The sequence below is a fragment of the Pseudomonas sp. MWU13-2105 genome (assembly GCF_023242315.1).
Lineage (GTDB): Bacteria > Pseudomonadota > Gammaproteobacteria > Pseudomonadales > Pseudomonadaceae > Aquipseudomonas.
The window spans coordinates 162,527-187,948 of record NZ_JALLIY010000009.1; the positions used below are offsets into that span (position 1 = coordinate 162,527).

General features: G+C 62.8%; 24 protein-coding genes and 1 tRNA gene. 7 read left to right on the forward strand and 18 right to left on the reverse strand.

The window, feature by feature from the left end; translation table 11 throughout:
* Window position 1: 1 nt before the first annotated feature.
* The 8 genes from hcnB to ptrR form a co-directional block, all read right to left on the reverse strand.
* Window positions 2–1,402, reverse strand: a complete 1,401-nt coding sequence (gene hcnB, locus M5B96_RS15095) for a cyanide-forming glycine dehydrogenase subunit HcnB (protein ID WP_248797463.1) — start codon at window positions 1,400–1,402, stop codon at window positions 2–4.
* Entirely contained in the window at window positions 1,399–1,713 is a 315-nt protein-coding gene (hcnA, locus tag M5B96_RS15100; RefSeq protein ID WP_248797464.1) for a cyanide-forming glycine dehydrogenase subunit HcnA, read from the reverse strand. The genes hcnB and hcnA overlap by 4 nt, the downstream gene beginning before the upstream one ends.
* Before the next feature lie 169 nt (window positions 1,714–1,882).
* On the reverse strand, window positions 1,883–5,002 hold the full coding sequence (locus tag M5B96_RS15105) for an efflux RND transporter permease subunit (RefSeq protein WP_248797466.1): 3,120 nt from the start codon (window positions 5,000–5,002) through the stop codon (window positions 1,883–1,885).
* Window positions 4,999–6,258 (reverse strand): efflux RND transporter periplasmic adaptor subunit, encoded by a 1,260-nt coding sequence (locus tag M5B96_RS15110; protein ID WP_248797467.1) that lies wholly within the window; start codon window positions 6,256–6,258, stop codon window positions 4,999–5,001. The genes M5B96_RS15105 and M5B96_RS15110 overlap by 4 nt, the downstream gene beginning before the upstream one ends.
* Complete coding sequence (locus tag M5B96_RS15115; RefSeq protein ID WP_248797468.1) at window positions 6,255–7,520, reverse strand: TolC family protein; 1,266 nt, start codon at window positions 7,518–7,520, stop codon at window positions 6,255–6,257. Before M5B96_RS15115 ends, M5B96_RS15110 begins: the two co-directional genes overlap by 4 nt.
* 101 nt (window positions 7,521–7,621) lie before the next feature.
* Window positions 7,622–7,963 carry a hypothetical protein gene (locus M5B96_RS15120; RefSeq protein ID WP_248797470.1) on the reverse strand — a complete coding sequence of 114 codons (342 nt, stop codon included), beginning with the start codon at window positions 7,961–7,963 and terminating at the stop codon, window positions 7,622–7,624.
* A gap of 102 nt (window positions 7,964–8,065) precedes the next feature.
* Window positions 8,066–8,488 carry a hypothetical protein gene (locus M5B96_RS15125; protein WP_248797471.1) on the reverse strand — a complete coding sequence of 141 codons (423 nt, stop codon included), beginning with the start codon at window positions 8,486–8,488 and terminating at the stop codon, window positions 8,066–8,068.
* An 85-nt stretch (window positions 8,489–8,573) separates the two neighbouring features.
* Entirely contained in the window at window positions 8,574–9,476 is a 903-nt protein-coding gene (gene ptrR / locus M5B96_RS15130) for a putrescine utilization regulator PtrR (protein WP_248797473.1), read from the reverse strand.
* Between the two features lie 100 nt (window positions 9,477–9,576).
* Between ptrR and M5B96_RS15135 the strand changes: the two genes are divergently transcribed.
* On the forward strand, window positions 9,577–10,968 hold the full coding sequence (locus tag M5B96_RS15135; RefSeq protein WP_248797474.1) for an aldehyde dehydrogenase family protein: 1,392 nt from the start codon (window positions 9,577–9,579) through the stop codon (window positions 10,966–10,968).
* A 105-nt stretch (window positions 10,969–11,073) separates the two neighbouring features.
* On the opposite strand, the gene M5B96_RS15140 is transcribed toward M5B96_RS15135, so the two are convergent.
* The 7 genes from M5B96_RS15140 to M5B96_RS15170 form a co-directional block, all read right to left on the reverse strand.
* Window positions 11,074–11,149, reverse strand: a tRNA-Asn gene (locus tag M5B96_RS15140).
* Between the two features lie 63 nt (window positions 11,150–11,212).
* On the reverse strand, window positions 11,213–11,959 hold the full coding sequence (locus tag M5B96_RS15145; protein ID WP_248797476.1) for a DNA-binding domain-containing protein: 747 nt from the start codon (window positions 11,957–11,959) through the stop codon (window positions 11,213–11,215).
* Window positions 11,956–12,801 (reverse strand): DUF692 domain-containing protein, encoded by an 846-nt coding sequence (locus M5B96_RS15150; protein WP_248797477.1) that lies wholly within the window; start codon window positions 12,799–12,801, stop codon window positions 11,956–11,958. Before M5B96_RS15150 ends, M5B96_RS15145 begins: the two co-directional genes overlap by 4 nt.
* A gap of 287 nt (window positions 12,802–13,088) precedes the next feature.
* Window positions 13,089–13,355, reverse strand: a complete 267-nt coding sequence (locus tag M5B96_RS15155; RefSeq protein WP_248797478.1) for a hypothetical protein — start codon at window positions 13,353–13,355, stop codon at window positions 13,089–13,091.
* A gap of 59 nt (window positions 13,356–13,414) precedes the next feature.
* On the reverse strand, window positions 13,415–14,179 hold the full coding sequence (locus M5B96_RS15160; protein WP_248797479.1) for an alpha/beta fold hydrolase: 765 nt from the start codon (window positions 14,177–14,179) through the stop codon (window positions 13,415–13,417).
* 56 nt (window positions 14,180–14,235) lie between these two features.
* A complete protein-coding gene (locus M5B96_RS15165) occupies window positions 14,236–14,673 on the reverse strand; it encodes a DoxX family protein (RefSeq protein ID WP_248797480.1) in 438 nt (145 codons plus the stop codon).
* Window positions 14,670–14,942 (reverse strand): DUF2282 domain-containing protein, encoded by a 273-nt coding sequence (locus M5B96_RS15170; protein ID WP_248797482.1) that lies wholly within the window; start codon window positions 14,940–14,942, stop codon window positions 14,670–14,672. The genes M5B96_RS15165 and M5B96_RS15170 overlap by 4 nt, the downstream gene beginning before the upstream one ends.
* A 312-nt stretch (window positions 14,943–15,254) precedes the next feature.
* Here M5B96_RS15170 and M5B96_RS15175 point away from each other — a divergent pair, with 312 nt between their 5' ends.
* From M5B96_RS15175 to M5B96_RS15190, 4 genes are read left to right on the forward strand one after another with little or no spacing between them, the layout of a single operon-like run.
* A complete protein-coding gene (locus M5B96_RS15175; protein ID WP_248797631.1) occupies window positions 15,255–16,478 on the forward strand; it encodes a SpoIIE family protein phosphatase in 1,224 nt (407 codons plus the stop codon).
* Entirely contained in the window at window positions 16,471–17,040 is a 570-nt protein-coding gene (locus M5B96_RS15180; protein WP_248797483.1) for a SiaB family protein kinase, read from the forward strand. Before M5B96_RS15175 ends, M5B96_RS15180 begins: the two co-directional genes overlap by 8 nt.
* Window positions 17,041–17,059: 19 nt before the next feature.
* Entirely contained in the window at window positions 17,060–17,449 is a 390-nt protein-coding gene (locus M5B96_RS15185) for a DUF1987 domain-containing protein (protein ID WP_248797485.1), read from the forward strand.
* Window positions 17,450–17,471: 22 nt separating this feature from the next.
* Window positions 17,472–18,287: a GGDEF domain-containing protein gene (locus tag M5B96_RS15190; RefSeq protein WP_248797486.1), complete on the forward strand. Its 816-nt coding sequence runs from the start codon at window positions 17,472–17,474 to the stop codon at window positions 18,285–18,287.
* Here the strand turns inward: M5B96_RS15190 and M5B96_RS15195 are convergent, their stop codons facing one another.
* Together M5B96_RS15195 and M5B96_RS15200 are read right to left on the reverse strand one after the other, a co-directional pair.
* Complete coding sequence (locus tag M5B96_RS15195) at window positions 18,288–19,616, reverse strand: OprD family porin (protein ID WP_248797487.1); 1,329 nt, start codon at window positions 19,614–19,616, stop codon at window positions 18,288–18,290.
* Between the two features lie 474 nt (window positions 19,617–20,090).
* On the reverse strand, window positions 20,091–21,287 hold the full coding sequence (locus M5B96_RS15200) for an amino acid aminotransferase (RefSeq protein ID WP_248797489.1): 1,197 nt from the start codon (window positions 21,285–21,287) through the stop codon (window positions 20,091–20,093).
* A 324-nt stretch (window positions 21,288–21,611) separates the two neighbouring features.
* Between M5B96_RS15200 and uvrB the strand changes: the two genes are divergently transcribed.
* Window positions 21,612–23,627: an excinuclease ABC subunit UvrB gene (uvrB, locus tag M5B96_RS15205; RefSeq protein ID WP_248797491.1), complete on the forward strand. Its 2,016-nt coding sequence runs from the start codon at window positions 21,612–21,614 to the stop codon at window positions 23,625–23,627.
* Between the two features lie 72 nt (window positions 23,628–23,699).
* Here uvrB and M5B96_RS15210 read toward each other — a convergent pair whose 3' ends face one another.
* Window positions 23,700–24,509, reverse strand: a complete 810-nt coding sequence (locus M5B96_RS15210; protein WP_248797493.1) for a sulfite exporter TauE/SafE family protein — start codon at window positions 24,507–24,509, stop codon at window positions 23,700–23,702.
* Between the two features lie 110 nt (window positions 24,510–24,619).
* Between M5B96_RS15210 and M5B96_RS15215 the strand changes: the two genes are divergently transcribed.
* Window positions 24,620–25,396, forward strand: a complete 777-nt coding sequence (locus M5B96_RS15215) for an AraC family transcriptional regulator (protein WP_248797494.1) — start codon at window positions 24,620–24,622, stop codon at window positions 25,394–25,396.
* The last annotated feature ends 26 nt before the right edge of the window (window positions 25,397–25,422 follow it).

The window sequence follows — 25,422 nt, forward strand, 5'->3', positions numbered from 1 at the left end:
TTCAGGCGTCCTTGCCCAGGTGCTCGAAGGCGGAAAAGGGAATCGGCTCGATGGGGAAGCGTGGACGCAACCAGCCGACATCGGCACGTCCGCTGGCCTGGCGCAGACGGTCGCTGCAATAACCGACGCACATCCGTCCCTGGCAATCGCCCATGCTGACCCGTGTACGCATCTTCAGCGCGGCCATGTCCTCGACCCCCTGGGACAGGGCTCGATCGATATCGGCGCGGGTCGCGTGTTCGCAACGGCAGATCACCGTGTCGGCCCGGGGCAAGTCGATCTGCCGGATACCGCGCCGGGTGTAGCGATCGACGCCGGCGCGGAACTTGCCGATCTTCGCCAGCTTGTCCAGGTAGACCTGGCGCCGGGCCAGGGCGGACTCGGTGTCCAGCACATCGCGCTGCAGCAGGATCGACACGGCGGCAATCCTGCCGGCCAGCATCGCCGCCTCACCGCCGCGAATCCCGCTCATATCGCCGGCCAGATGAACGGACGGCTCGCTACTCTGCTGCCAGACATTGCTCTCGGGGCGCAGGCAACCGTCCTCGCCGAAGCCATGGACCAAGCCCATCTGCTGGCTGAGCTGGCTGCGCGGGACAAAGCCATAACCAACCGCCAGCGTTCGTGCCTCGATCCGGCGTGTCCGGGTCAGGTCCGGCTGCCAATCGCTGGAGTACGGTGCCAGGGTCACGCTGGTCAATTCTTCCCGGCCCTGGGCCTCGACCACCCCCCAACCGTAGTACAACGGGATGCCGTGCAACTTCAGATAAGCGAGCATGCTCAAGCCATCGAGAAACATCTGCGGCTTGTTCAGCAGGACCAGGCTTTCCCGGGCGATCCGAGCGAATGCGCTGGCTTCATAGACTCCCGCCACCGCTACCCCGGCGGCGTGCAACTGGCAGGCCAGCAAGGGTAGCAAGGGCCCGGTGCCGGCAATCAGCGTGGGGCCCAGAGGCTTGACCACGCCACTCTTGATCTGCAACTGCAAACCACCGAGCAGCATGACCCCGGGCAAGGTCCAGCCGGGGAACGGTACGTTGCGCTCATGACAGCCGGCCGCCAGCAGCAGTTGCGAATACGCGATCTCCTGCAGGCGCTCATCGGCATCCAGGGCCATCAGCGTTCGCATGCCCTCGCCCCCGAGAATCCGCGTGCCCAGACGCACATCGACCCGATCGGAATAACGCGCGAACTCACCGTGCAGCCGCTCCAGTACCTCGCGGTAGCGTGTGCCCAGATAGCCGAGATCGACCCCGCGACGCAGCGGCCCGCGATAGACCACGCCGCCCAGGCGCGACGCTTCCTCGAACAGCACGCTGGACACCTCGTGTCGGGCCAGCTCGGCGGCGGCGGCCATGCCGGCCGGCCCGCCGCCGACAATCACCACGGGCAGGCGGCTCATAGCACCTCCAGCACAGGGAAGCGACTGATGCCGGTTTCGATGTACATGCCGGGCCGTACCAGCGTCTGGCAGGCCCGGCGCTTGAGCCGGCCGTCGATCGAGACCAGGCAGCACTGGCAAACGCCCATGCCACAGAAGGCTCCGGCGACCTCGCCATGATCGTTGCGCGCCAACTGGCGCAGGCCGACCGATTGCAGCACTGAGAGTACGGTCTCGCCCGCGGCCGCTGGCACCGGCTGACCGTTGAGGTGGACGGTCATGTCCACCTGGGAAAGGGGTTGGATATCGTGTTGTCGATCCAGGTTTTGCATAGGTGCATCGTCCATGACTAGCGTGAAAGGTGCACGCTAAGGGATTCGGCACTTCGGCAATTTGATCCAGGCCAGTAAAGAGGAACAAAAACCCTGGGGGCCGCTTCGGCGCTCCGATGGTGTCAGAGGTTCCGTGTCGCGCCGTTCGCGGGCGACACGGTCCATCGCTCTAGCGCCGACGCTTCATCAACCAATACGCCGCCGGCAACACCAGCATCGACAACAAGGGCGCGGTGATCATGCCGCCGACCATCGGCGCGGCTATCCGCTTCATCACCTCGGAACCGGTACCGCTGCCCCAGAAAATCGGCAGTAGACCGGCAATGATCACCGCCACCGTCATCACCTTGGGCCGAACCCGCAACACCGCGCCCTCACCGATCGCCTCGAGCAAATCACCGTCCGCCTCCCGTCCGGCATCCAGACGCACCGTCCAGGCGTTCTTCAGATACAGCAGCATGATCACGCCGAACTCCGCCGACACCCCGGCCAGGGCAATAAAGCCCACACCCGTGGCCACCGACAGATTGAAGCCCAGCAGGTAGAGCAACCAGACACCACCGGACAGCGCGAAAGGCAAGGTCAGCATGATCAGGCCGGCTTCGCTGAAACGCCCGAAGGTCAGGTAGAGCAGCACGAAAATGATCAGCAAGGTGGCCGGCACCACCCACATCAACCGGGCATTGGCCCGCGCCAGGAACTCGTACTGCCCGGAATAGGAAACGCTCATCCCGGCCTTGAGCTTCACCTGTTGCGCCACCTGTTGCTGCAGGTCCCGGGCGGTCGAGGCCAGGTCGCGGCCACGGACATCCACGTAGACCCAACCGGACAGCCGACCATTCTCGCTGCGCAACATCGGCGGCCCCGCGCTTACAGCGATATCCGCCAGCGCACCGAGGGTGATCTGCTGCCCGCTGGCGGTGAGCATCGGCAACTGCTGCAAAGCCTGCGGACTGTCGCGCCATTCCCGCGGATAACGCAGGTTGATCGGATAACGGGCCACGCCCTCGACCGTCTCCCCCACCGTACTGCCGCCCACCGCACCGGACACCACCGCCTGCACATCGGCAATGCTCAATCCGTAGCGGGCCGCCGCCAGGCGATTGATCCGGATGTCGAGGTAGCTGCCTCCGCTCAAGCGTTCCGCCAGGGCCGAACTGACCCCCGGCACCTGCTTGGCTACGGCTTCGACCTGGTGGGCGATCTCATCGATATCGGCCAGTGACGTGCCGGCCACCTTGACCCCGATCGGGCTCTTGATGCCGGTGGCGAGCATATCGATACGGTTACGGATCGGCGGCACCCAGAGGTTCGACAGCCCCGGTACCTTGACCGCCTGGTCCAGCGCTTCGATCAACTTTTCCGGGGTCATGCCGGCGCGCCATTGCCCACGGGGCTTGAACTTGATGGTGGTTTCGAACATCTCCAGCGGCGCCGGATCGGTGGCGCTTTCCGCCCGCCCGGACTTGCCGAAGACATGCTCGACTTCCGGTACCGTGCGGATCATCCGGTTGGTCTGTTGCAGCAGCTCACTGGCCTTGCTCGCCGGCAAACCCGGCAACGCCGAAGGCATGTACAACAGATCCCCCTCATCCAGCGCCGGCATGAACTCCCCACCCAACTGGCTCAAGGGCCAGAGACTGGAAAGGAAGATCAAGAGCGCCAATGCCAGAGTCAGCTTCGGCCAGTTCAGCACCGCGTCCAGCAGCGGACGATAGGCCGCGATCAGCCAGCGATTGAGCGGGTTCTGCTGTTCATTGGGAATATGACCGCGAATCCAGTAGCCCATCAGCACTGGCACCAGGGTCACCGACAACCCCGCCGCCGCCGCCATCGAATAGGACTTGGTAAACGCCAGCGGGCCGAACAGCCGCCCCTCCTGGGCCTCCAGGGTAAACACCGGAAGAAACGACAAGGTGATGATCAACAGGCTGAAAAACAGCGCCGGCCCGACCTCCGCCGCCGCCTCGCCGATGACCCGCCAATGGGCCTCACCTTGCAGCTTCTGGCCGGGATGGCGCAGTTGCCAGGCCTCGATATGTTTATGCGCGTTTTCGATCATCACCACCGCCGCATCGACCATCGCGCCGATGGCAATGGCGATGCCACCCAGGGACATGATGTTGGCGTTGACGCCCTCGATGCGCATCACGATAAAGGCCATCAACACCCCCAGCGGCAGGGTGATGATCGCCACCAGGGACGAGCGCCAGTGCCAGAGGAACAGCAGGCACACCAGCGCCACCACGCCGAACTCTTCCAACAGTTTGACACTCAGGTTGTGCACGGCACGGTCGATCAGTTGCGAGCGGTCGTAGGTGGTGACCAGCTCGACCCCGGACGGCAGGCTGCCGCGCAAGCTGGCGAGGCGGGCCTTCACCGCCTGCAGGGTTTCGTCGGCGTTCTTGCCCGAGCGCAGGATCACCACGCCGCCAACCGCCTCGCCCTGACCGTCCAGTTCGGCAATACCACGGCGCATCTCGGGGCCGATCTGGATCGTCGCCACCTGGCCGAGCAACACCGGCACGCCTTGTGCCGAGGTTTTCAACGGAATATCGCGAAAGTCCTCCAGGCTCTGCAAGTAGCCCGAGGCCCGCACCATGTATTCACGTTCGGCCAGTTCCAGCACCGAGCCGCCGGCTTCCTGGTTGGCACTCTTCAACGCCTCGCTGACCTGCTGCTGGGTGATGCCGTAGGCCACCATCTTCTGCGGATCGAGGAGTACCTGGTACTCCTTGACCATGCCGCCGATGCTGGCAACTTCGGCGACATTGGGCACGCTCTTGAGCTCGTACTTGAGGAACCAGTCCTGGATCCCGCGCAACTGCGCCAGGTCATGCTGGCCAGTGCGGTCCACCAGGGCGTACTGATAGATCCAGCCGACGCCGGTGGCGTCCGGGCCGAGGCTACTGGTGACGCCCTGGGGCAGTCGCCCCTGGGCCTGGTTGAGGTATTCCAGGACCCGCGACCGGGCCCAGTACAGGTCGGTGCCGTCTTCGAAAATCACATAGACAAAGGAGTCGCCGAAGAACGAGTAACCACGCACGGTTTTCGCCCCGGGGACCGACAGCAAGGTACTGGCCAGCGGATAGGTGATCTGGTTCTCGACGATCTGCGGTGCCTGCCCGGGAAAACTGGTGCGCACGATCACCTGGGTGTCGGAGAGGTCCGGCAGCGCATCGAGCGGCGTGTTGCGTACCGACCAGATGCCCCAGGCGACGATAAACAGGGTCGCCAGCAGGATCAGGAAACGATTGCCGATGGACCAGTGGATCAGGCGCTTGATCATTGCATGCCCTCCATCGCTGTGCCCGGTGCCATTGATGCCGTGGGCGCCATTGGCTCATCGGTTGGCACAATGCCCTGCAGGCTGGCTTCCGAATCGAGCAGGAACTGGCCGGAGGTCACCACCTTCTGGCCCTCGCTCAAACCGTCGAGCACTTCGATACGTCCGACGGACTCGCGCCCGATCCGTATCTCCCTGGGCCGATAACGGCCCTCGTCCTGCGCCAGCATCACCAGGGTACGTTTACCGGTGCGGATCACCGCTTCGCTGGGCACCAGCAGGCTCGGGGCCGGATCGGGATCGGCGAGGCGCACGCTGGCAAACATGCCCGGACGCAGCTTGCCGTCCGGGTTGGGCAGTTGGCTGCGCACCGTCAGGGTCCGGTTCTGCGGATCGACACTGGGCAATACTGCCACCACCCTCCCCGCCAGCGTTTGTCCGGGATAAGCGGACAAGACCACGGACACCGGGGCGCCCACCTCGACCGAGGTCGCCTGCGCCTCGGGGATCGCGGTGTCGAGCCAGACGCTGCCCAGGCCGTTGATCCGGGCCAGGCTCATCCCGGCGGACACGCTCATCCCGGCGCGTACCTCCAGGCTCTGCAACTCACCGGCAATCGGCGTCGACAGGGTCAACAGCGGGCGCACCTTGCGGGTCTTCGCCACCTGGGCGATCAGCGCCTCGGGCATGCCGAGCAATTGCAGGCGCTGGCGCGAGGCCAGGATCAAGCGGCTATCGCCGCTGGCCAGGACCGCGACGAACTCCAGTTGCGCGGCCGACCATTCGGGGATCAACAGATCCACCAGCGGCGCACCGGCCGGCAGCACATCGCCGGGCGCACGATCATAGACGCGCTCGACAAACCCCGCCGCCCGGGCTTGCAGGTTGGCGATAGAGCGCTGGTCGTAGCCCAGCGAACCGACGGCATCCAAGCCGCCGGGCAGGCGTTCGCGGACCACCGCGGCGGTGCGCATAGCGAGGTTCTGGGCCAGTTGCGGCGACACGCTGATGGACGACGTGTCCTCGGCGCCATCGACATACTTGGGCACCAGTTGCATGTCCATGAACGGCGACTTCCCCGGGGCATTGAAGTGCTGGGTCGGGTACATCGGGTCGAACCAGTACAGGGCCGGGCGCTCCTTTTTTGCGCCATCAGCCGCAGCGGACATCAGGGTCCCGCCGTGGCCGAGCCAGTAGCCCGCGGTAACACCCAGTCCGGCCAGCGCGAGGGTCAACAGGGAATAACGGAGCGTCTTCATTTGAGGCCCTCGACATAGGCGTAATAGAGGCTGGCGGACAGCTGGCTTAACTGACTCTGTTGGCTGACGCTGCGCAGCTGCGTCTCGATCAGATCGCGACGGGCGCCGATCACTTCGTTCAATGGGCTCTTGCCGGCTTTATAGGAGGCCAACGCAAGCTCGGCGCGCCGCGCGGCCAGGGGAATCGCTGACTGCTGCGAACGTTCCAGGGCCTTCTTCAAGCGCTCGAGTTCGGCCAGGCCGCTTTCCAACTCGGCCTTGTGTTCACGCAGCATGACCTCCTGCTCAGCTTCCCGTTGCTCGACCTCATGCTGCCGCGCATTGATCCGCGGCCCCTGGCGGGACCCCGTAAACAACGGCAGGTCGAAGGTGAATTGCAGCGACGCCATATCGCCGCCGAACTGCCGGTCACGGTGACCGTAGACCAGCTCGACGCCCCAGTCGGGCTTCTTCTGGGCGATGGCATCGGCCAGTCCGGCATTGGCTTCGCTGACCCGGGCCGTGGCGGCCTGCAGATCCGGATGGCGTCCCAGGGAGTGCTGGGCATGTGGCAGGATCGGGCCCCAGGTCGGCGGACCGTCGGCCAGGGGTTGATCGGCATCGGCACCGATCCAGCGGCGCAACTTGGCCCGGGCCACGGCGATGTTTTGTAGCAATTCGTCGCGGCGGTCAGCCAGGGCCAGGGCCTCCTGATCGGCCTGCAGTAAATCGCCCGGCTGTGCGCTGCCAGCGGCAATACGCGCCGGTGTGGTGCTGCGCAACAGCGCGAGCTGATGATCCAGCTGATCGAAGTGTTTCACGCTGAGTTCGGCGTAATAGACATCCAGCCAGGCCAACGCGGTTTGCCGTCTGACTTCCAGCAGCGAAGCCCGGCGCTCGGCCTCGGCAACGTCCACGCTGGCCAGTGCCAGCTGCTTGCGGGCCAGGCGCTTGTCACTGTTGGGTATCTCCTGGCGCAGGCCGATCTGGCGCTCGGTCATCGAGTCGCCGTTGAACGAATAGCGCCCGGAGCCCTGGATCGGCAGATCCTGGATCCCCAGCATCAACTTGGGATCGGGCAACGCATCGGCGGGGCCGACCGAGGATTGTGCCGATTCGACCTGGGCCAGGCGAGCGAGGTGTTCGGGGGCGGTGTTTTCAGCCAGGTGCTGGGCTCGCGCAAAACTCAGCGGTTCTGCCCTGACGGCCAGCAGCGGGCTGGCGCCCAGGACAACAGCGATCACACCGGCCAAGACGCGGTGTGAGGGAAGGAAAGCCAACATGCTTTCGTCTCCAATGCAGGATCGACGCGTCCGCTGCAAATAGCGGGCGCGATGGCCCCTACGCCGTCTCTTGCAGGCGTGCGGGGGTTCGGATCAAGGCATCAGACGGAGCGCGGCGGGCGCCACAGATCGGCGGGCGCGGACTGGAGCACGGCGGGCGCTTGCAGGGTGAGCGGGAGCGGCGGAGCCGGGCTGAAGGTCCTGATCGTCAGGACCTGGAGCAGCCCACCGATCTTGCACTCTTCGCCGGACTTGCAGGGCGACTTGGCGGCGGCACCCTGTTCCATATCATTGCAGCAGGGTGCACCGGTGACTTTCGACCCGCCGTGGTTCATCGTCGGCATCGGACAAGGTTCGGCAAAAGACGCGGCCGCGGCCACGCTGCCGAAGATCGGCAGCATCAGGCTGAGCACCAGGGTCAAGATCAGCTGAAACCTGAACATCGAGGACGCCAACACGTGAAGGTTGCGGGAAAAGAGCGACTACTTGAATGGTTGCAGGTTAAGTGAGCATTAATCTTCGTTCCAGAGGCGCTTGCCTGCGCGTTATTCCGCGACCGCCTGCAACATCCATTCGCCTTCCTGCTCGACGATCAGGCCACACGCCAGCAGCAACGGACGCAACCGGATATGCAGTTCCGGTGTCACGAACTCATGCACCCTGGACAAGTCCAGCACACCGGGAATCTCCAGTTCGCTCTTGAAGAACGACAACCAGGCCTTCTTCAGCACCAGAAGTACCTCGCTGGGGGTAGTCCTGGCGAACTGACGGTTGACCACCTTGCCCAGCTCGAAGGTATGCTGGAAGGCATAGCCGCTTTCAACACCCGCCGCTTCCACACAGCGAATACATTTACACGGCCCGTCGGCAAACGCCTGGAGCAGGAAGGCATTGAAGTCCGTCACCGGCTTGAGGGAGAGTCGCTTGTCCGTCTGAAACAAATCGTCCTGCTGTGCCATTTCCGTCATCGTGCCCTTCCCTAACATTCAGTGCCCGCCCCCCTTTGGAGCGACGGGTAAAAAGCCGCGAAGTTAATCCCTTGACCGCTTGATGTCAAAGCAGCGGGCCAGCGCCTGTCCGGACCTCTTCGCGGACCACGCCCTGCTCTTCCAGCAGGCGCACGAACATGCCCAGGCTTTGTGACACCGTGCCCCGGCGCCACACCAGCCAGGTTCGCAGATAGCGCATGGACTCGGTCAACGGCCAGACACTCACGGTGCTGCAGCCCGGCATGCTTTCCAGCATGCTGCGCGGCATCAGCGCCAGGCCGGCCCCGGCACTCACACAAGCAAGCATGCCGTGATAGGACTCCATTTCATGGATCTTGCCGGGTACCGCGCCATCCATGGCAAACCAGCTTTCGAAGTGGTGCCGGTAGGAACAGTTGGCGCGAAAGGCATAAATGCTCTCGCCGTTGACCTCTTGCGCCCGCCGGACGGGCGCATGCTGCAACGGCGCAATCAGCACCATTTCCTCCTCGAACGCCGGCACCCCTTCCAACGCCGGATGCAGCACCGGCCCATCGACAAACGCAGCCGCCAGGCGCCCGGACAGCACCCCATCGATCATGGTCCCCGACGGGCCGGTGGACAGGTCCAGGTCGACCTTGGCATAGCGTTGGTTATAGGCCGCCAGCAGTTGCGGAATACGCACCGCCGCCGTGCTCTCCAGCGAGCCCAGGGCAAAGGCGCCTTGCGGTTCCTCGCCGGCCACGGTGGCCCGCGCCTCGTCGACCAGGTCGAGGATACGCCGGGCATAGTCGAGAAAACTCCAGCCTGCCGGTGACAGTCGCAGGCGACTTTTCTCGCGGATAAACAGATCCACCCCCAGATCCTGCTCCAACTGCTTGATCCGCGTGGTCAGGTTCGACGGCACCCGATGGATATGCTGGGCGGCCGCGCTGATACTGCCATGCTCGGCAACGGCTTTGAAAATCTCCAACTGGACCAGATCCAAGTCATTCTCCAATCGTGAACGATATGCTCATCATTATTCAGTTTCCAGAAAACTAACACCACCGTAATCTGAGGCCATACTCACCCAGCAGGACGGTCACATGCCTTCGATCTCCAGCCTCACCCATGCGCTTTCGATCAACCCCGCCAACGGCGAACAGATCGGCCATTACCCTTTCGAATCCGATTCGGCCCTGGATGCCGCCCTGTCCCGGGCCGCGGCCGGGTTCTCACTCTGGCGCCGTACCGCGCTGGAACAACGCTCACAGGCGTTGATCGCCCTGGCCCAGGCGCTGCGTGACAACGCCACGAAAATGGCCGAGATGATCACCCGCGAGATGGGCAAGCCCATCGTCCAGGCCCGCGGCGAAATTGAAAAATGTGCGCAGCTCTGCGTGTGGTACGCCGAAAACGGCCCGGCCATGCTCAGCGCCGAACCGACCCAGGTGCAAGGCGGCAAGGCCCGTATCGAATATCGCCCGCTGGGCCCGATCCTCGCCGTGATGCCGTGGAATTTTCCGATCTGGCAAGTGTTGCGCGGCGCGGTACCGACGCTGCTGGCCGGTAACACCTTCGTGCTCAAGCATGCGCCCAACGTCATGGGCAGCGCCTACCTGCTGCTGGACGCCTTCAAGCGCGCCGGCTTTGCCGAAGGGGTCTTCGAAGTCATCAATGTCACCCCGGACGGCGTCTCCCGGGCCATTGCCGATCCGCGTATCGCCGCGGTCACCCTCACCGGTAGCGTGCGTGCCGGCATGGCCATCGGCGCACAGGCCGGCGCGGCCTTGAAGAAGAGTGTGCTGGAGCTGGGCGGTTCGGACCCGTTTATCGTGCTCAATGACGCCGACCTCGACGAAGCGGTCAAGGCCGCCGTGGTCGGTCGCTACCAGAACACCGGGCAAGTCTGCGCGGCCGCCAAGCGCCTGATTGTCGAGCAAGGTGTCGTAGAAGCCTTCACCGACAAGTTTGTCGAGGCCACCCGCCGCCTGGTCATCGGCGACCCGCTGGCCACCGACACCTATATCGGCCCCATGGCCCGCTTCGATCTGCGTGACGAACTGGACCAACAGGTCCGGGACACCCTGGCGCAGGGCGCGACCTTGCTGCTCGGCGGTAAAAAAACCGAAGGGCCTGGCAACTTCTACGAACCCACCGTATTGGCGAATGTCACTGACCAGATGACCTCGTTCAAACAGGAACTGTTCGGCCCGGTTGCGTCGATCATCACCGCACGCGATGCCGCCCATGCGCTGGCACTGGCCAATGACAGCGAGTTCGGACTCACGGCAACCGTGTACACCGCGGATCTGGAGCTGGCCGACAAGTTCGCCGACGAGCTGGAAACCGGCGGCGTGTTCATCAACGGCTATAGTGCCAGCGACCCACGGGTCAGCTTCGGCGGCGTGAAAAAAAGCGGTTTTGGTCGCGAACTGTCGCACTTCGGGATACGCGAATTCTGCAATGCGCAGACGGTGTGGCTGGATCGCCGCTAAGACCAGCGCGTGGACCGGGAGCCTAGTGCTCCCGGTTCCGCTGCTGGCAGCGCCGAAAAATGCGCAAAAAAAAAGCCTGCATCGCTGCAGGCTTTTTCTTCTATCTGGCTCCACAACCTGGACTCGAACCAGGGACCCAGTGATTAACAGTCACTTGCTCTACCAACTGAGCTATTGCGGAATGACGTGTATGTTACTGATATAAAAAGAGAAGTCAAGCAGTTGTCGAATGGTGTCGACGAAATCAGTCGACGCCGACAATCATCTCGGCGGCCAGCCAACTGGCAAGCAGCGCCCCGGCCTTGGCAATACCGGCGGTTTCGCCAAGGCGTTCGACGAGCCATTCGCAGAGTCCGGCAAACCGGCCGTCTTCCCGCAGGTGCAGCAGCGCCTGGTGTTCCAGTGCATCCACTGGTCGCAGCCGCACAATCAACTGCCGGCGCCAGACCAGCAGGCCCGCGGCCTCGGCCAAGCGCTCAGGCGCGGGTGGCGACAGCCCGTCGCTAAGGGCCGACCAGATCGGCTCGGCGTTGCTGGTCAGGACGTGGCTCCTGAGGGACGGCGTAAATCTCAGGCACGCCGTTTCCCAATCGACCTTCTCCAGCGCCGCCATGGGCAGCGGCCCGGCATCGGCGGCCACGAACGAGTCGTCGAGTGCCCACTCGATCCAGGCCAGTTCGTGCACTTCGGGGTTGTCGGGAAACAACGTCGCCAGGGTGGCGCCGAACCCTTGCGGATAGGCGTCCAGGGTCCAGGCCCGGGGCGGATACTGATCGATATGACTGACCGCGGCGGTGAAAAAGGTCTCTTCGCCGATCCATGCGCGGACCAGGGGAAAGGCCTCTTCAAGGCATCCCAGCAACTGCTCGCGATAGTTGTTCTGGTAGACGGACAACCCGGATCTCGCCGCCGCGCCCAGATTGGTCGCGGCCTCCTGCGAGGCGTTGACCAGCCAGTCGCGCAGCTGCCGCTGCCATTGCGCCAGGTTCATGCGCCACTCCGTGAGCAGGCTCGTCCATCGAGGGCGCCAAGGGTCCGGGCAATCGCCAGCTCCTTGAGCAGATCGGCCAACGGCGGGATCCGGTCGTCGCGCTCGATCATCGTCGCCAGCGGGCCGAAGCGGGCCATCGCCAAGGTGTATAACGCCCAGACCTCGGCACAGACCGGGCTGTCATGGGTATCGATCAGCAGTTCCTTGCCCTGGCTGTGGCCGGCCAGGTGGATCTGGCGCACCCGGTCAGCCGGCAGACCATCGAGAAACGCCAGGGCATCGAAGCGGTGATTGCTCGCACTGACAAAGAGGTTGTTGACGTCGAGCAGCAGCTCACAGCCGGTGCGCCTGGACATGGCCGTGATAAATTCCCACTCGCTCATCGAGGCCCCATCGAAGGCCAGGTAGCTGGAGGGATTTTCAAAGAGCATCGTGCGGCCCAGGACATCCTGGGCGCGGGAAATATTCTCACAGACCAGATCCAGTGCCTCGTCGGTGTAGGGTACGGGTAGCAGGTCATGGGAATTGAAGTGATCGATGCGCGACCAGCTCAGGTGGTCGGACACGAACAGCGGTTCGATCTCATCGACCAGTGCCTTCAAGCGCTTCAGGTAAGCGCAGTCGAGCCCGTCCGCCGAACCGATGGACATCGATACACCGTGCAAAGCGACTGGATAACGCTCGCGGATCTGGCGCAGGATATGCCGCGGCTGACCACCGTCGACCATGAAGTTCTCCGAGATCACCTCGACGAAATCAACCGGGACCCGGGTCTCCAGGAAGTCCCGGTAGTGCTCCTTGCGCAGGCCCAGGCCGTAGCCCGAGAAGGGAGAAGTGGACATCGCATGTACTCGGTTTGAGAGAGGAATACCGTCTTGAAGACACCGTCTGAGCTGTAGAAGCCTGGCTTGCCTGCCAGTTGAGGAGATCTGAAACCGGGTGCGTCCCTGTGGCGAGCGGGCTTGCCCGCGCTCGGCTGCGTAGCAGTCGTGATACCTGTGACTGCGTTCTGCCTGACACAATGAAGTCGCTGATTTCAGGGCCGCTTCGCGGCCCAGCGCGGGCAAGCCCGCTCGCCACAAAACCGTGCCTGGCTTCAGATCTCCTTAATTACCAGCAAGCCCTGGCCTTACTTCGCCTCGGTCAGGGTGCCGCCGGCCTTGAGGCACTCGCTCGGGGTCTTGACGATAACGCCCTGCCCCTTGCAACTGTTCAGCCCCTTGCAGTCGCTCTTGGCAGTGGCGCAGAGGCTTTCGCCCTTGCAACTGTTGACGCCGTAGCAACGGCCCGGCTGCTCTTTCTCGGCGGCGCTGGCCGATACGGCAAAGGACGCGGACGCCAGTGCGATCAACGCGGCGGCGGTGGCGAGGCTCAAACGGGATGCGGTGGTAGCCATGATGTTTCTCCAGGTTTCAGTCAGGGGGACAGCAGTGATGATTCAGAGGTCGGAGGGCGTCACTTGACGTTCAGCGCGGCCTGTTGGATGACTTTCGCCACCGCTTCGGGCTGCGAGATGTACAGCGTGTGGCTGCCCTTGATCTCGGTGACCGCGGAACCGGCGCGCTTGTACATCCAGCGCTGCAGATCCGGGTTGAGGGCCTTGTCCTCGCTGGCGACGATCCCGTAGCTCGGTTTCTGGTGCCAGGCGGCGGCCCAGGTCCGTGCGCCGAAGGTCGAAGTGGTCGCGGGGACTTGCGAGGCCGCGAGGAAGTCGGTGCGATTAATGGTCTGGTCGGCGGCGAAGTCTTCAGCGAACTTGGCGCGGTCGACGAACAGGTAGCCGTCACGGGTGGCGTGGATGTCGTTGCTCGGCGCCGGCATGGAGCCCAGCAACTGGGTCAGGCTCTCGCCCACCTCCGGTTGCAGCGCGGCGACATACACCAGCGCCTTGACCTTGTCGCGCTCACCGGCCATACCGATGACCGCACCACCGGAGCTGTGGCCGACCAACACCACCGGACCGACCTGCTGGTCGAGGACCAGACGGGTGGCGGCGATATCCGCATCCATGCTGGTCGCCGGCAGGTGCACGACGGTGACCTTGTAGCCCTTGTGGATCAGGATGTCGTGAACGACCCGCCAGCCCGATCCGTCGACGAAAGAACCGTGGACAATAACGATGTTTTTCGCCCCCGCGGGCGGCGTCGCATCGGCGGCGCCGGCCCACATCGGTGTCGCCAGGGCCAGTGCGGCCAGGGCCAGGGTTGGAAGCTTGCGCATGATGTTTCCCCACAGGCCGCCAGGGCCTGATGTGATGGTGGATGATGGGTGGTGCGTTACCGATATTGGCGCTGCAGCAGCGCATCGACGGACCAGCGACCGCCGCCATAAGCGATCAGCGGCAACAGCAGGCCAGCCCAGGTCAGGTGCGTCGGCCAGGCAGCGGGATAAACGAAGATCTCGATGACCAGGGTCATCCCCAGCAGTGCGGCGGCGGCCGGTCGTGTCAGCAGGCCCAGCAGCAGCAGGATGGGCAACAGGTGTTCGGCATAGGTCGCCAGGTGCGCCGCCAGGTCGGACGGGATCAACGGCAACACGTACTCCGAACGGAACAGCACGTAAGTCGACGGCTTGATCGTCAACAGGCCTTGTACCTTGGTGCGCCCTGAAAGGAAGAACACCGAGGCGATCCCCAGGCGCGCCACCAGCAGCAACAGCGGCTCGGGCAGCACGCGTCTCAAGCCGGCGCTCGCGCTGCTGTTGCCGCCGCTCACGGTTGTTCCGTCAGCGAGCCGACACCCTTGGGTGTCTTGATCTGGGTGCAGGTGCCCTTGTCCACCAGGACCCAGGCATTACCTTGGTAGTCGGCCTCGGCAGTACCGGCGCAGGACGTACCTTTGCCTGCGGCACAGTCGTTCTGGCCGGCCTTGGACACGCCGTAGCATTTTTCCTTGGGGCTCTCATCGGCGGCATGGGCGCCGCTGGCGAGGACAGTCAGCGAGAATGCAAGGCTGGCGGCAAGGGCCGCGTAGGGGCGTTTCATGGACATCTCCCGGTCAACAGTGGATGACGCGAATCAGCAGCGTCGTGGGCTGCGTGGTTCGACCGGGTAAAGTTAATCGCGAGCGTGTATCCCTTCTGTGTCGCGGAACCGGGCGGGAAGTCGCGGGATGTATCAGCCGCCGGTTCCTACACACTGTGATACATGACCCGGTGTGCAGCGCCAGCCATCGCGCCATGGCCGCGGCTCGACGGCCCGGCGAGAGACCGTCATATAAGCTTCATATTGCGCAGATAGCATTGTGCCTTCACCTCGCCCGGCGACCTCAGCATGCGCGCAGAAAACTTTCCCTTTATGCGTCCACAGCGGCCTAGAGATCATCGCTGCGCCGGTGACTTGTGCATTGAAGTGCCAGTGATCGACTCCAGCAGCAGCAACGCCCTGGTGATGGAGACCTTCAACGCGCATAAGGAGATCGTCTGCCTGGCGGTGCTCGAAGACGAGCGCCCGATCGGCCTGATCAATCGCAACATTTTCCTGTCGATGATGAGCAAGCCGTTTCACCGCGAGCTGTACGACAAGAAAAGCTGCATTGCCTTCATGGACAAGGAGCCGTTGATCGTCGATGCCGGGATGAGCATTGAAGAGTTGACGTTCAAGACCGTGGAATTTGGCGAAAAGACCCTGGCGGACGGTTTTATCATTACCCGCAATGGCCAGTTCGCCGGACTGGGTAGTGGTCTGCAATTGATGGAAGTGGTCGCGGCCATGCAGGCCGAAAAAAATCGCCAGATCATGCAGAGCATCGAGTATGCCAGCGTTATCCAGCGCGCCATGCTGCGCGCTTCACGGGATGCCCTGAAGTCGACCCTGGACGATGCCACCCTGCTGTGGGAACCACGGGATGTGGTCGGGGGCGACTTCTATCATTTCTGCGCCTACCCCGATGGCTGGTTCGGAGCGATTGCCGACTGTACCGGTCACGGCGTTCCTGGCGCCTTCATGACCCTGATCGCCTCCTCCTCGCTGACCCAGGCGCTGGTCCAGCTCGGACCGCGCGATCCTGGCGCACTGTTATCGGCGGTGAATAAAAGCGTCAAGGAATTGCTCGGACAGGTCCAGGGCGTCGATGAAACCCCCGAGTCCGACGACGGCCTGGATGCCGCCTTCTTCTGGTTCGACAGCGCCAGCCAGACCCTGAGCTTTGCCGGCGCGCGCATGTCGCTCTACCTCTTGGCGCCGGATGCCCAACAGTTGGAAACCCTCGCCGGCCAACGGGTAGGTGTCGGCTACGTGGACAGCGACATCGACTACCAATGGCCGGTGAGCCGCGTGACAGTGGCGCCGGCCAGCCTGGTGTTCATTGCCACCGATGGCTTGACCGACCAGATTGGCGGCCCACGCAATATTGCCTTCGGCAAGAGCAAGACCTTCGACACCATACTGGAACACCGCAATCAGCCAGCGACCGTCATCTGCGAAGCCTTGCAACGCACGCTGGCCAATTGGCAGGGAGAGCAAACCCGGCGTGACGACCTCACCCTCTTCTGCGCGCGTCTTGGAAACAATCATGATTAATTCGAATACGGCTCACGCCGATTGCCACTTCTTCGACCTGGCCCAGCAGCGCAATGTGATTTTTTATCACATGGGGTATTTCTCGCACACCATCATTACCGCCATGGCCGAGGTCGTCCGCCTGCAGCTGGAAATCTCGGGGGTGAACGGACCGACGCGACGCAAGCTGTTTTCCTCCTTCGTCGAACTGTCGCAAAACATCATTCACTATTCCTCCGACTCGTTGCCCACCGAGCCGTGTGAAGAGTCCTCGCTGCGCCAGGGCGCGGTGTGCATCAGTGCGGAGGGTGATCGGCACCTGATGCTCTGTGCCAACCCGATCGCCACCAGCGACGTCGATCGCCTGCGGGAAAAGCTCGAGCCCCTGCGCAACATGTCGCTTGAAGAGATCAAGCAAGCTTACAAAGTGACTTTGCGTGCGGAAACCCCGGTGGACAGCAAGGGGGCCGGCCTGGGCTTCCTGACAATGGCGCGCGATGCCTGCGCCCCGTTGGAATTCGATTTCTACCCAAGAGCGGACGAGCCGGGAACCACGCTGTTCTGCCTTAAAGCCACCATCTAAGTAGAGTAACCCGATCGCCATGGATAATTTCTACATTGAAGCAACCGCCACATCACCGGAAGTCGACTTTCGTTTCGATCAGAATCTGCTGACGATAAAAGGCGAGTCCTACCCGGAAAATGCCGCCGCCTTCTATGCCCCCGTCCTCCAGCAACTGCGCAGCTACCTCGCCGCCCGCGAGGACACCACCATCACCATTCATATTGCCCTGGCTTACTTCAACAGCTCCAGCACCAAGATGCTGTTCAGCATTTTCGATGCACTGGACAAGGCCGCTCAATCGGGTAACGAGATGCAGGTGAACTGGTACCACGACGAAGAAGATGAAACGATCTTCGAATTCGGCGAAGAGCTGAAGGCCGACTTTACCGCCATCATCTTCAACGACCACGCAACGACTCTCCAGTGATTCCTGGAGAAGGATGGTGAGCATGACCGCTTCAGTCACTTCCGCCGGCGCACAGGATGACGCGGCACACGACCTGTTCAGGAGCGAAACCGACGCCCTGGAACACGCCCGTTCGATTCTGGCCCTGACTGAAGCTGACGCCCCGGTGTACCAGCAAGCCCTTGGCGAACTGACCGTGCACTTCGAGCGGCTTATGCGCGAGACGCGCCGACTGATACGCCGCAGCGACCGGGCCGAGCGCGAAATGAACACGCTCAACGCGCAGTTGCAGACCCTCGCCCGCCAGCTCGAGTACCGTGCCACCCACGACGCGCTGACCGACGTGCTGAACCGTGGCGCGGTGATTGACCTGACCGTGCAAGCACTGCGTAAAACCGGCGCGGCGATGGTGGTGCTGGACATCGACCACTTTAAACAGATCAATGACGAATACGGCCATCCGGCGGGCGACGCGGTGATTCAAGGCATCGTCGGTTGCTTGCGCCGGGCCGTGGGCAATGCGGGGTTTATCGGTCGGGTGGGCGGGGAGGAATTTACCGTACTGATTCCCGCCGGCACGCTCGAGGAAGGCCTCGATCTTGCCGAGACCCTGCGTGACTGCATTGCCTCGCATGTCTTCGGACAGCCGGTGAACCGACAGATCACCGCGAGTTTCGGGGTCAGTGCCAGCCCCATGGGCACCAGCTTCGACACCGCCTATGGCTTGGCGGATGCCGCCCTGTACCAGGCAAAACGCTCGGGCAGGAATCGGGTCGAGGCGGCGCGGGCCGAAGCTGACGCTTGCCCGCTGAAACAACAGGAAGAAGAGCGCCTGAGCCCTCCTCTTCCGACCCCGTGATCAGAAGATCGAGATAGGGTAATCGGCGATCAGGCGCAACTCGTTGTTGCTACCTTCAGGCTGATCGGCGTTGGCCCGGTGGAACGACTGGCGCAGGCGTAGCGACAGATCCTTCACCGGACCACTTTGCACCACGTACTTGGCTTCGAAGTCGGTCTCGTGGTGGGTACCGTTGGCACCGTAGTGCAGTTGGTTGTACGCGCTGTCCGCCGCCATCCTGGTGCCGTTGATATCGTCACCGTAGATATAACGGGTCATGAAGCTCAAGCCCGGCACCCCATAACTCAGCATGTTCAGGTCATAGCGCGCCTGCCAGGATTGCTCGCCCGGGCCGTTGAAGTCCGAGTACTGCACGGAGTTGGCCAGCATGATCGAGTCGCCACCGTCACCGGGGCCGTTGGTGCCGAAGCCGACATAGTCGAATGGCGTGTCACCGTGGATCTTCTGGAACGCCAGGGTCACGGTATGCGCGGTCAGGAAGGTGTAGGCCGTGGCGAAGGAGAACGCGGTGTTGTTGATCGGGCCGGCCTTGGCCGCACCGATATCATTGGTCTTGTACAGGTTGAAGTCGAAGTTCAGCGACTGGCCCGGCGAGAGTCCCAAGGTATAGTTGCCGTTGGTGTAGTACTGGCGCCAGACGTCTTCGAACTCGGAACCGTAGAGGGTGAAGTTCAGGTTGTCGTTGACCTTGTACTTGCCGCCGAGATAGTTGACAGCGCTCGCGGTAACGTTGGCGTAGGTGGCATACAGCGAGTGATCGTTGCTGGTGGAAACCACCCCGGTACCGCTGGTGAAATGCCCGGCTTCCAGGTCCAGGTCCTTGATCTCGCTGCTCAGCAGGTTGAAGCCGGTGGCGGTTTCCGGAATCAGGCGAGTACCGCCGGCGGCGAAGACCGGCGCGGTCGGTTGCATATCGCCGTAGAGCAATTCGGTCTTGGAAATCCGCATCTTCACCGCGCCGCCGGCCTTGGCGTAATCATCCTCGGGTTCACCGTTGCGGCCCACCGGCAGGTTACCGGTACCGGCCGTGCCCGCGCCGCCATCGAGCTTGATCCCCCAGTAACCGAAAGCATCCACACCGAAACCGACGGTGCCCTGGGTGAAGCCGGAGCTGTAGTTGCCGAAGACGCCCTGGGTCCAGTCCTTCTTGTCCGCCGGACCGTTTTTCACGTCACGGTCGAAATACTGGTTCTTCAGGTGCAGGTTGAGGCTGCTGTCCTCGACGAAACCCTTGGCGTCGTCTTGATCCGTCACGCTGGTCGCCATGGCGACCTGGGCCATGCCCAGCGAGACCGCCAGCGTCAGGAAGTTGAGTTTGGTCGACATCATTGTAATTCCCCTGGTTGATAATGTTTCAGCCTCTTGTTAGTGCGGAGGACGGGTACACTCCGTCCTCCGCGCGAAGGGCTGGAAACGTAAAGCGGTAAAGGGCAGAAAGTGCCCGAAGGCAAGGACAATCTTCGTGTCAGCGAAGGAGGTGGAGGGTGCAACATTGGCGATTTCCCGGGTGTATCGACGACCCCCCGCAGCCCTTTGAAGCGGGCTTTCAGTGCTGTTTTCCCTGGAGTTTCCCAATAAGATCCAACGCACTTTTAACCGTCAACCCATGGCCTCTTTTGTTATTGTGATTGCCACCACCTATATATAATTTTTTGCCCGCCGCCTTGATGAACACTGATTTAAATAGCGGTGAAGATTTCTTCACCGAGTTTTAAGTTGCGATTCATGTTTCTCACAGACGAAAAAAAGGCCTGCATCGCTGCAGGCCTTTTTCCAGGTGACATTCAGGTACTACGGGGAGGCTCAGATCACCTGGACGATCGCCTTCACCACCGCTTCGATATTGCGCTGGTTCAACGATGCCACGCAGATACGACCGGTATCCAGCGCATAGATGCCGAATTCGCTTTTCAAGCGCGCTACTTGCTCGACGGTCAGACCGGAGTAGGAGAACATCCCACGCTGGCGACCGACGAAACTGAAGTCACGCTTGGCGCCGTACTGGGCCAGCAGGTCGACCATCTGCATGCGCATGCCACGGATGCGCAGGCGCATTTCCGCCAGTTCCGCTTCCCACTGGGCGCGCAGCCCCGGGTTGTTCAGCACCGCCGCGACAATGGTCGCACCGTGGGTCGGCGGGTTGGAGTAGTTGGTGCGGATCACGCGCTTGACCTGGGACAGGACACGGGCGGTCTCTTCCTTCGACTCGCTGACGATCGACAGCGCACCGACACGCTCGCCGTACAGCGAGAACGATTTGGAGAACGAGCTGGAGACGAAGAAGGTCAGGCCCGACTCGGCGAACAGACGCACGGCGGCGGCGTCTTCGTCGATACCATCGCCAAAGCCCTGGTACGCCATATCGAGGAACGGCACCAGGTCCTTGGTTTTGACGACGTTCAACACGTCCTGCCAGTCGGCCGGGGTCAGGTCGACGCCGGTCGGGTTGTGGCAGCAGGCGTGCAGCACGACAATGGACTTGGCCGGCAGCGCGTTGAGGTCTTCCAGCAGGCCGGCACGGTTCACACCGTTGCTCGCGGCATCGTAGTAGCGATAGTTCCGCACCGGGAAACCGGCGGCTTCGAACAGCGCGCGGTGGTTTTCCCAGCTCGGGTCACTGATGGCAACGGTGACGTCCGGCAACAGTTGCTTGAGGAAGTCGGCACCGATCTTCAGCGCACCGGTGCCCCCGACCGCTTGGGTGGTGAGAACGCGACCGGTGGCGATCAGCGGCGAATCCTGGCCGAACAACAGGGTTTGCACGGCCTTGTCATAGGCGGCAATACCGTCGATCGGCAAGTAGCCACGGGAGGCATGCTGAGCCGCGCGCTGGGTCTCGGCTTCGACAACGGCCCGCAACAGTGGAATCTTCCCACTTTCGTCACAGTAAACACCTACACCCAGATTGACTTTGTCGGTACGGGTATCGGCATTGAATGCTTCGTTGAGGCCCAGGATAGGATCGCGTGGTGCCATTTCGACAGCGGAGAACAGGCTCATTATTGCGGCGGCTCTGAATGGGGGGTGGAGGGGGTGACAACGCTCCGGCCGATTGCACTAGAGCGGTGCACAAACGGGGAGCTAGTATAGAGGCCATCACCGGTCAGGGCGACCGACTATTGTCGGAATCTGACAAGTTTTTTGATTTATTTGCAGGACGCCCGTCCAATTGCAACAAGCCGTCCGGGTAACGCCTGCCTTGAAAGCTGTCCTCCCGGGCACCATATCCAGCATTATCATGTTTTTTCCCTACGACATCAGTCGTAAGAGGTCTTTCTCATTTTCGCCGTGACCGTCAGGCGGGAATGAACCCAGAGGTAGGTTATGTCCGAATTCCAGCTCGTCACCCGCTTCCAGCCCGCTGGCGACCAGCCCGAAGCCATCCGTCAGATGGTCGAGGGCATCGAGGCCGGCCTGGCTCACCAGACCCTGCTCGGGGTGACCGGCTCGGGCAAGACCTTCAGCATCGCCAACGTGATCGCCCAGGTGCAGCGCCCGACCCTGGTGCTGGCACCGAACAAGACCCTGGCCGCGCAGTTGTACGGCGAGTTCAAGGCGTTTTTCCCGAACAACGCCGTGGAGTATTTCGTTTCCTACTACGACTACTATCAGCCGGAAGCCTATGTACCCTCCTCCGATACCTTTATCGAGAAGGATGCATCGATCAACGACCATATCGAACAGATGCGCCTGTCGGCGACCAAGGCGCTGCTGGAACGCAAGGACGCCATCATCGTCACCACGGTGTCCTGCATCTATGGCCTGGGCAGCCCGGAAACCTACCTGAAGATGGTCCTGCACGTGGACCGCGGCGACAAGCTCGACCAACGCGCCCTGCTGCGCCGCCTGGCCGACCTGCAATACACCCGCAACGACATGGACTTCGCCCGCGCCACCTTCCGCGTGCGCGGCGACGTGATCGACGTCTACCCGGCCGAATCCGACCTGGAAGCGATCCGCATCGAACTGTTCGACGACGAAGTGGAAAGCCTCTCGGCCTTCGACCCGCTGACCGGCGAAGTGATCCGCAAGCTGCCGCGCTTTACCTTCTATCCGAAAAGCCACTATGTGACACCGCGAGAGACCCTCCTCGGCGCCATCGACGGGATCAAGGCGGAGCTCAAGTTGCGCCTGGACTACCTGCGCGACAACAATAAGCTGGTGGAAGCCCAGCGCCTGGAACAGCGCACCCGCTTCGACCTGGAAATGATCCTTGAGCTGGGCTACTGCAACGGCATCGAAAACTACTCGCGCTACCTCTCCGGCCGTGCTTCCGGAGAGGCGCCGCCGACCCTCTACGACTACCTGCCGGCGGACGCATTGCTGGTGATCGACGAGTCCCACGTCAGCGTTCCGCAAGTCGGCGCCATGTACAAGGGCGACCGTTCGCGCAAGGAAACCCTGGTGGAATACGGCTTCCGCCTGCCCTCGGCACTGGACAACCGACCGATGCGCTTCGACGAGTGGGAAGCAGTAAGCCCACAGACCATTTTCGTTTCCGCCACCCCCGGCAACTACGAGGCCGAACACGCCGGCCGGGTCATCGAGCAAGTGGTTCGCCCCACGGGCCTGGTGGACCCCCAGGTGGAGATCCGTCCGGCGCTGACCCAGGTCGACGACCTGCTCTCGGAAATCAGCAAACGCGTGGCCGTGGAAGAACGCGTGCTGGTCACCACCCTGACCAAGCGCATGGCCGAGGACCTCACCGACTACCTCGCCGACCACGGCGTGCGGGTGCGTTACCTGCACTCGGACATCGACACCGTGGAACGGGTGGAAATCATCCGCGACCTGCGCCTGGGCACCTTCGATGTGCTGGTGGGGATCAACCTGCTGCGTGAGGGCCTGGACATGCCCGAGGTGTCGCTGGTGGCGATCCTCGATGCCGACAAGGAAGGTTTCCTGCGTTCCGAGCGCTCGCTGATCCAGACTATCGGGCGGGCGGCGCGTAACCTCAACGGTCGGGCGATCCTCTATGCGGACCGCATCACCGGTTCCATGGAACGGGCGATCGGCGAGACCGAGCGCCGGCGCGACAAGCAGATTGCCCACAACCTGGCCAACGGCATCACGCCCAAGGGCGTGTTCAAGGATGTCGCCGATATCATGGAAGGCGCCACCGTGCCCGGTTCGCGCAGCAAGAAGCGCAAAGGCATGGCCAAGGCCGCCGAGGAAAACGCCCGCTACGAAAACGAACTGCGTTCGCCGAGCGAGATCGCCAAGCGTATCCGCCAGTTGGAAGAGAAGATGTACCAGTTGGCCCGCGACCTGGAGTTCGAGGCGGCGGCGCAGATGCGCGACGAGGTCGCCAAGCTGCGCGAGCGTTTATTGACCGTGTAGATCAGGAGCACACCAAAAACCCTGTGGGAGCGGAGCTCCCACAAAGGCTGGGTCTACACCCCGGGAATCGGGTCAGTTCAGTAACATCGCCAACAGCACCAACGCCAGTAAGCCGATGTAGATCCTGGCATGCGAGCGATCCGGAATGCGCCCGATCAACGGCGTCGCCAGGCGCATCCCAGCCAGCGATCCAAGCATCAGCAGCGCGAACGCCAGCAGATCCACATACCCGGCAAACCAGGGCCCCAGCCCCCGCGGACGAAACCCGGCCAGCGCGACATAGGTCAGGGTCCCCACCACCGCCACCGGCACGCTCAGCGGATTGGCCATGGCCGTCGCCAGGCTCATGCTCAGGCCGCTGCGTCGCAACAGCGGTACCGTCATGACGCTGCCACCGACACCGAGAAAGGTCGCCACGGCACCGATCAGCAGGCCACCGCCCACCGTGACCGAGGGCTTGAGCGGCTGCGCCGACAGCGTCGCGCCAGGCTGCATGAACCCGCGACGCGCCAGGCAATCGACAATGGTCAACGCCAGGTAGACGACAAAGGCCCAGCGCACCGCTTCACTGCTGACCAGGCTCGCCAGCACCGCCCCCACCACTGAACCGAGGCCGATAAACCCTGCCAGTGGCCAGATATAGGCACGCCGCAGATTACCGGCACGCCGGTGCTTGCCCGTGGCGATCAGGGCATTGACGATCATCACGCAGGTCGAGGTCGCCACGGCGATCTGCATCGCCACGGTGCTGATTGCCGGGTCCTGGCTACCGCTCAGGGTCCAGTACAACAACGGCACCACCACGAAACCGCCACCAAAACCGAACAGCACGCTGGTCATCCCAGCCAGCCCGCCAAACACTGCCAGCAGCCCATAAAGCATCACGTCGGGTCCTTTCAGGAAAAGAGAAGCCCAACCTTAAGTAGCTGACACTTGGCGTGCTTGCGCAAGTCCGTCAATACTGTTTGCGTTTCGGCCAGATAAATACCGTCATGCGCAACACTTCCCTCGCCCTGTTCGATCACCTGCCCCGGGCCGTAATCGCCATCGGCACCGATTACCCTCACGGGCACCTGCTGGCCCGCCATCAGCACCGCCGGGCGCAATTACTCTATGGCGCCACGGGAGTGATGCATGTACTCACCGATGGCGGCAACTGGATCGTTCCGCCGCAGCGCGCGGTGTGGATTCCCCCGGCTGTGCCCCATCAGGTGCTGATGCTCGGTGTCAGCACCCGCAGCCTGTACATCGACCCCGACGCCGCCGGCCAGATGAGCCAGGCCTGCCAGGTACTGGCAGTCTCGGCCCTGCTACGGCAGCTACTGATCGCCGCCGTCGACATGCCGGCGGACTACGACGAACAGGGCCGCGACGGTGCGCTGATCACCCTGTTGCTACATGAACTGGCCACTGCCAACAGCTTGCCGTTGCATATCCCGCTGCCCCAGGACCGGCGCCTGCTGCCGCTGTGCCAGGCCTTCGTCGAGCAGCCGGATATCCGCCAGTCGCCCCTGGCCTGGGCGGACCGCCTGTACCTGAGCCTGCGCAGCTTCGGGCGATTGTTCCAGGAACAGACGGCCCTGAGCTTTTCCCAATGGCGGCAACGGGTCTGCGTGGTCCTGGCCCTGGCCCGGCTGAGCCAGGGCGAATCGGTCACGCGGATTGCCCTGGACTTCGGCTACCAGAGCCCGGCGGCATTTTCGACCATGTTCCGTCGAGTTCTCGGGCGATCTCCAAGCAGTTTCCTGCAGACTTCGGATACCTTATGACGACACGTACGACAAGGAACCCGCCC

Excerpts from the sequence above, each read along its gene's own strand:
- hcnB (WP_248797463.1), bottom strand. The coding sequence starts at position 1,402 with ATGAGCCGCCTGCCCGTGGTGATTGTCGGCGGCGGGCCGGCCGGCATG.
- hcnA (WP_248797464.1), bottom strand. The coding sequence starts at position 1,713 with ATGCAAAACCTGGATCGACAACACGATATCCAACCCCTTTCCCAGGTG.
- M5B96_RS15105 (WP_248797466.1), bottom strand. The coding sequence starts at position 5,002 with ATGATCAAGCGCCTGATCCACTGGTCCATCGGCAATCGTTTCCTGATC.
- M5B96_RS15110 (WP_248797467.1), bottom strand. The coding sequence starts at position 6,258 with ATGAAGACGCTCCGTTATTCCCTGTTGACCCTCGCGCTGGCCGGACTG.
- M5B96_RS15115 (WP_248797468.1), bottom strand. The coding sequence starts at position 7,520 with ATGTTGGCTTTCCTTCCCTCACACCGCGTCTTGGCCGGTGTGATCGCT.
- M5B96_RS15120 (WP_248797470.1), bottom strand. The coding sequence starts at position 7,963 with ATGTTCAGGTTTCAGCTGATCTTGACCCTGGTGCTCAGCCTGATGCTG.
- M5B96_RS15125 (WP_248797471.1), bottom strand. The coding sequence starts at position 8,488 with ATGACGGAAATGGCACAGCAGGACGATTTGTTTCAGACGGACAAGCGA.
- M5B96_RS15135 (WP_248797474.1), top strand. The coding sequence starts at position 9,577 with ATGCCTTCGATCTCCAGCCTCACCCATGCGCTTTCGATCAACCCCGCC.
- M5B96_RS15145 (WP_248797476.1), bottom strand. The coding sequence starts at position 11,959 with ATGAACCTGGCGCAATGGCAGCGGCAGCTGCGCGACTGGCTGGTCAAC.
- M5B96_RS15150 (WP_248797477.1), bottom strand. The coding sequence starts at position 12,801 with ATGTCCACTTCTCCCTTCTCGGGCTACGGCCTGGGCCTGCGCAAGGAG.
- M5B96_RS15155 (WP_248797478.1), bottom strand. The coding sequence starts at position 13,355 with ATGGCTACCACCGCATCCCGTTTGAGCCTCGCCACCGCCGCCGCGTTG.
- M5B96_RS15160 (WP_248797479.1), bottom strand. The coding sequence starts at position 14,179 with ATGCGCAAGCTTCCAACCCTGGCCCTGGCCGCACTGGCCCTGGCGACA.
- M5B96_RS15170 (WP_248797482.1), bottom strand. The coding sequence starts at position 14,942 with ATGAAACGCCCCTACGCGGCCCTTGCCGCCAGCCTTGCATTCTCGCTG.
- M5B96_RS15175 (WP_248797631.1), top strand. The coding sequence starts at position 15,255 with ATGCGTCCACAGCGGCCTAGAGATCATCGCTGCGCCGGTGACTTGTGC.
- M5B96_RS15180 (WP_248797483.1), top strand. The coding sequence starts at position 16,471 with ATGATTAATTCGAATACGGCTCACGCCGATTGCCACTTCTTCGACCTG.
- M5B96_RS15185 (WP_248797485.1), top strand. The coding sequence starts at position 17,060 with ATGGATAATTTCTACATTGAAGCAACCGCCACATCACCGGAAGTCGAC.
- M5B96_RS15190 (WP_248797486.1), top strand. The coding sequence starts at position 17,472 with ATGACCGCTTCAGTCACTTCCGCCGGCGCACAGGATGACGCGGCACAC.
- M5B96_RS15195 (WP_248797487.1), bottom strand. The coding sequence starts at position 19,616 with ATGATGTCGACCAAACTCAACTTCCTGACGCTGGCGGTCTCGCTGGGC.
- M5B96_RS15200 (WP_248797489.1), bottom strand. The coding sequence starts at position 21,287 with ATGAGCCTGTTCTCCGCTGTCGAAATGGCACCACGCGATCCTATCCTG.
- uvrB (WP_248797491.1), top strand. The coding sequence starts at position 21,612 with ATGTCCGAATTCCAGCTCGTCACCCGCTTCCAGCCCGCTGGCGACCAG.
- M5B96_RS15210 (WP_248797493.1), bottom strand. The coding sequence starts at position 24,509 with ATGCTTTATGGGCTGCTGGCAGTGTTTGGCGGGCTGGCTGGGATGACC.
- M5B96_RS15215 (WP_248797494.1), top strand. The coding sequence starts at position 24,620 with ATGCGCAACACTTCCCTCGCCCTGTTCGATCACCTGCCCCGGGCCGTA.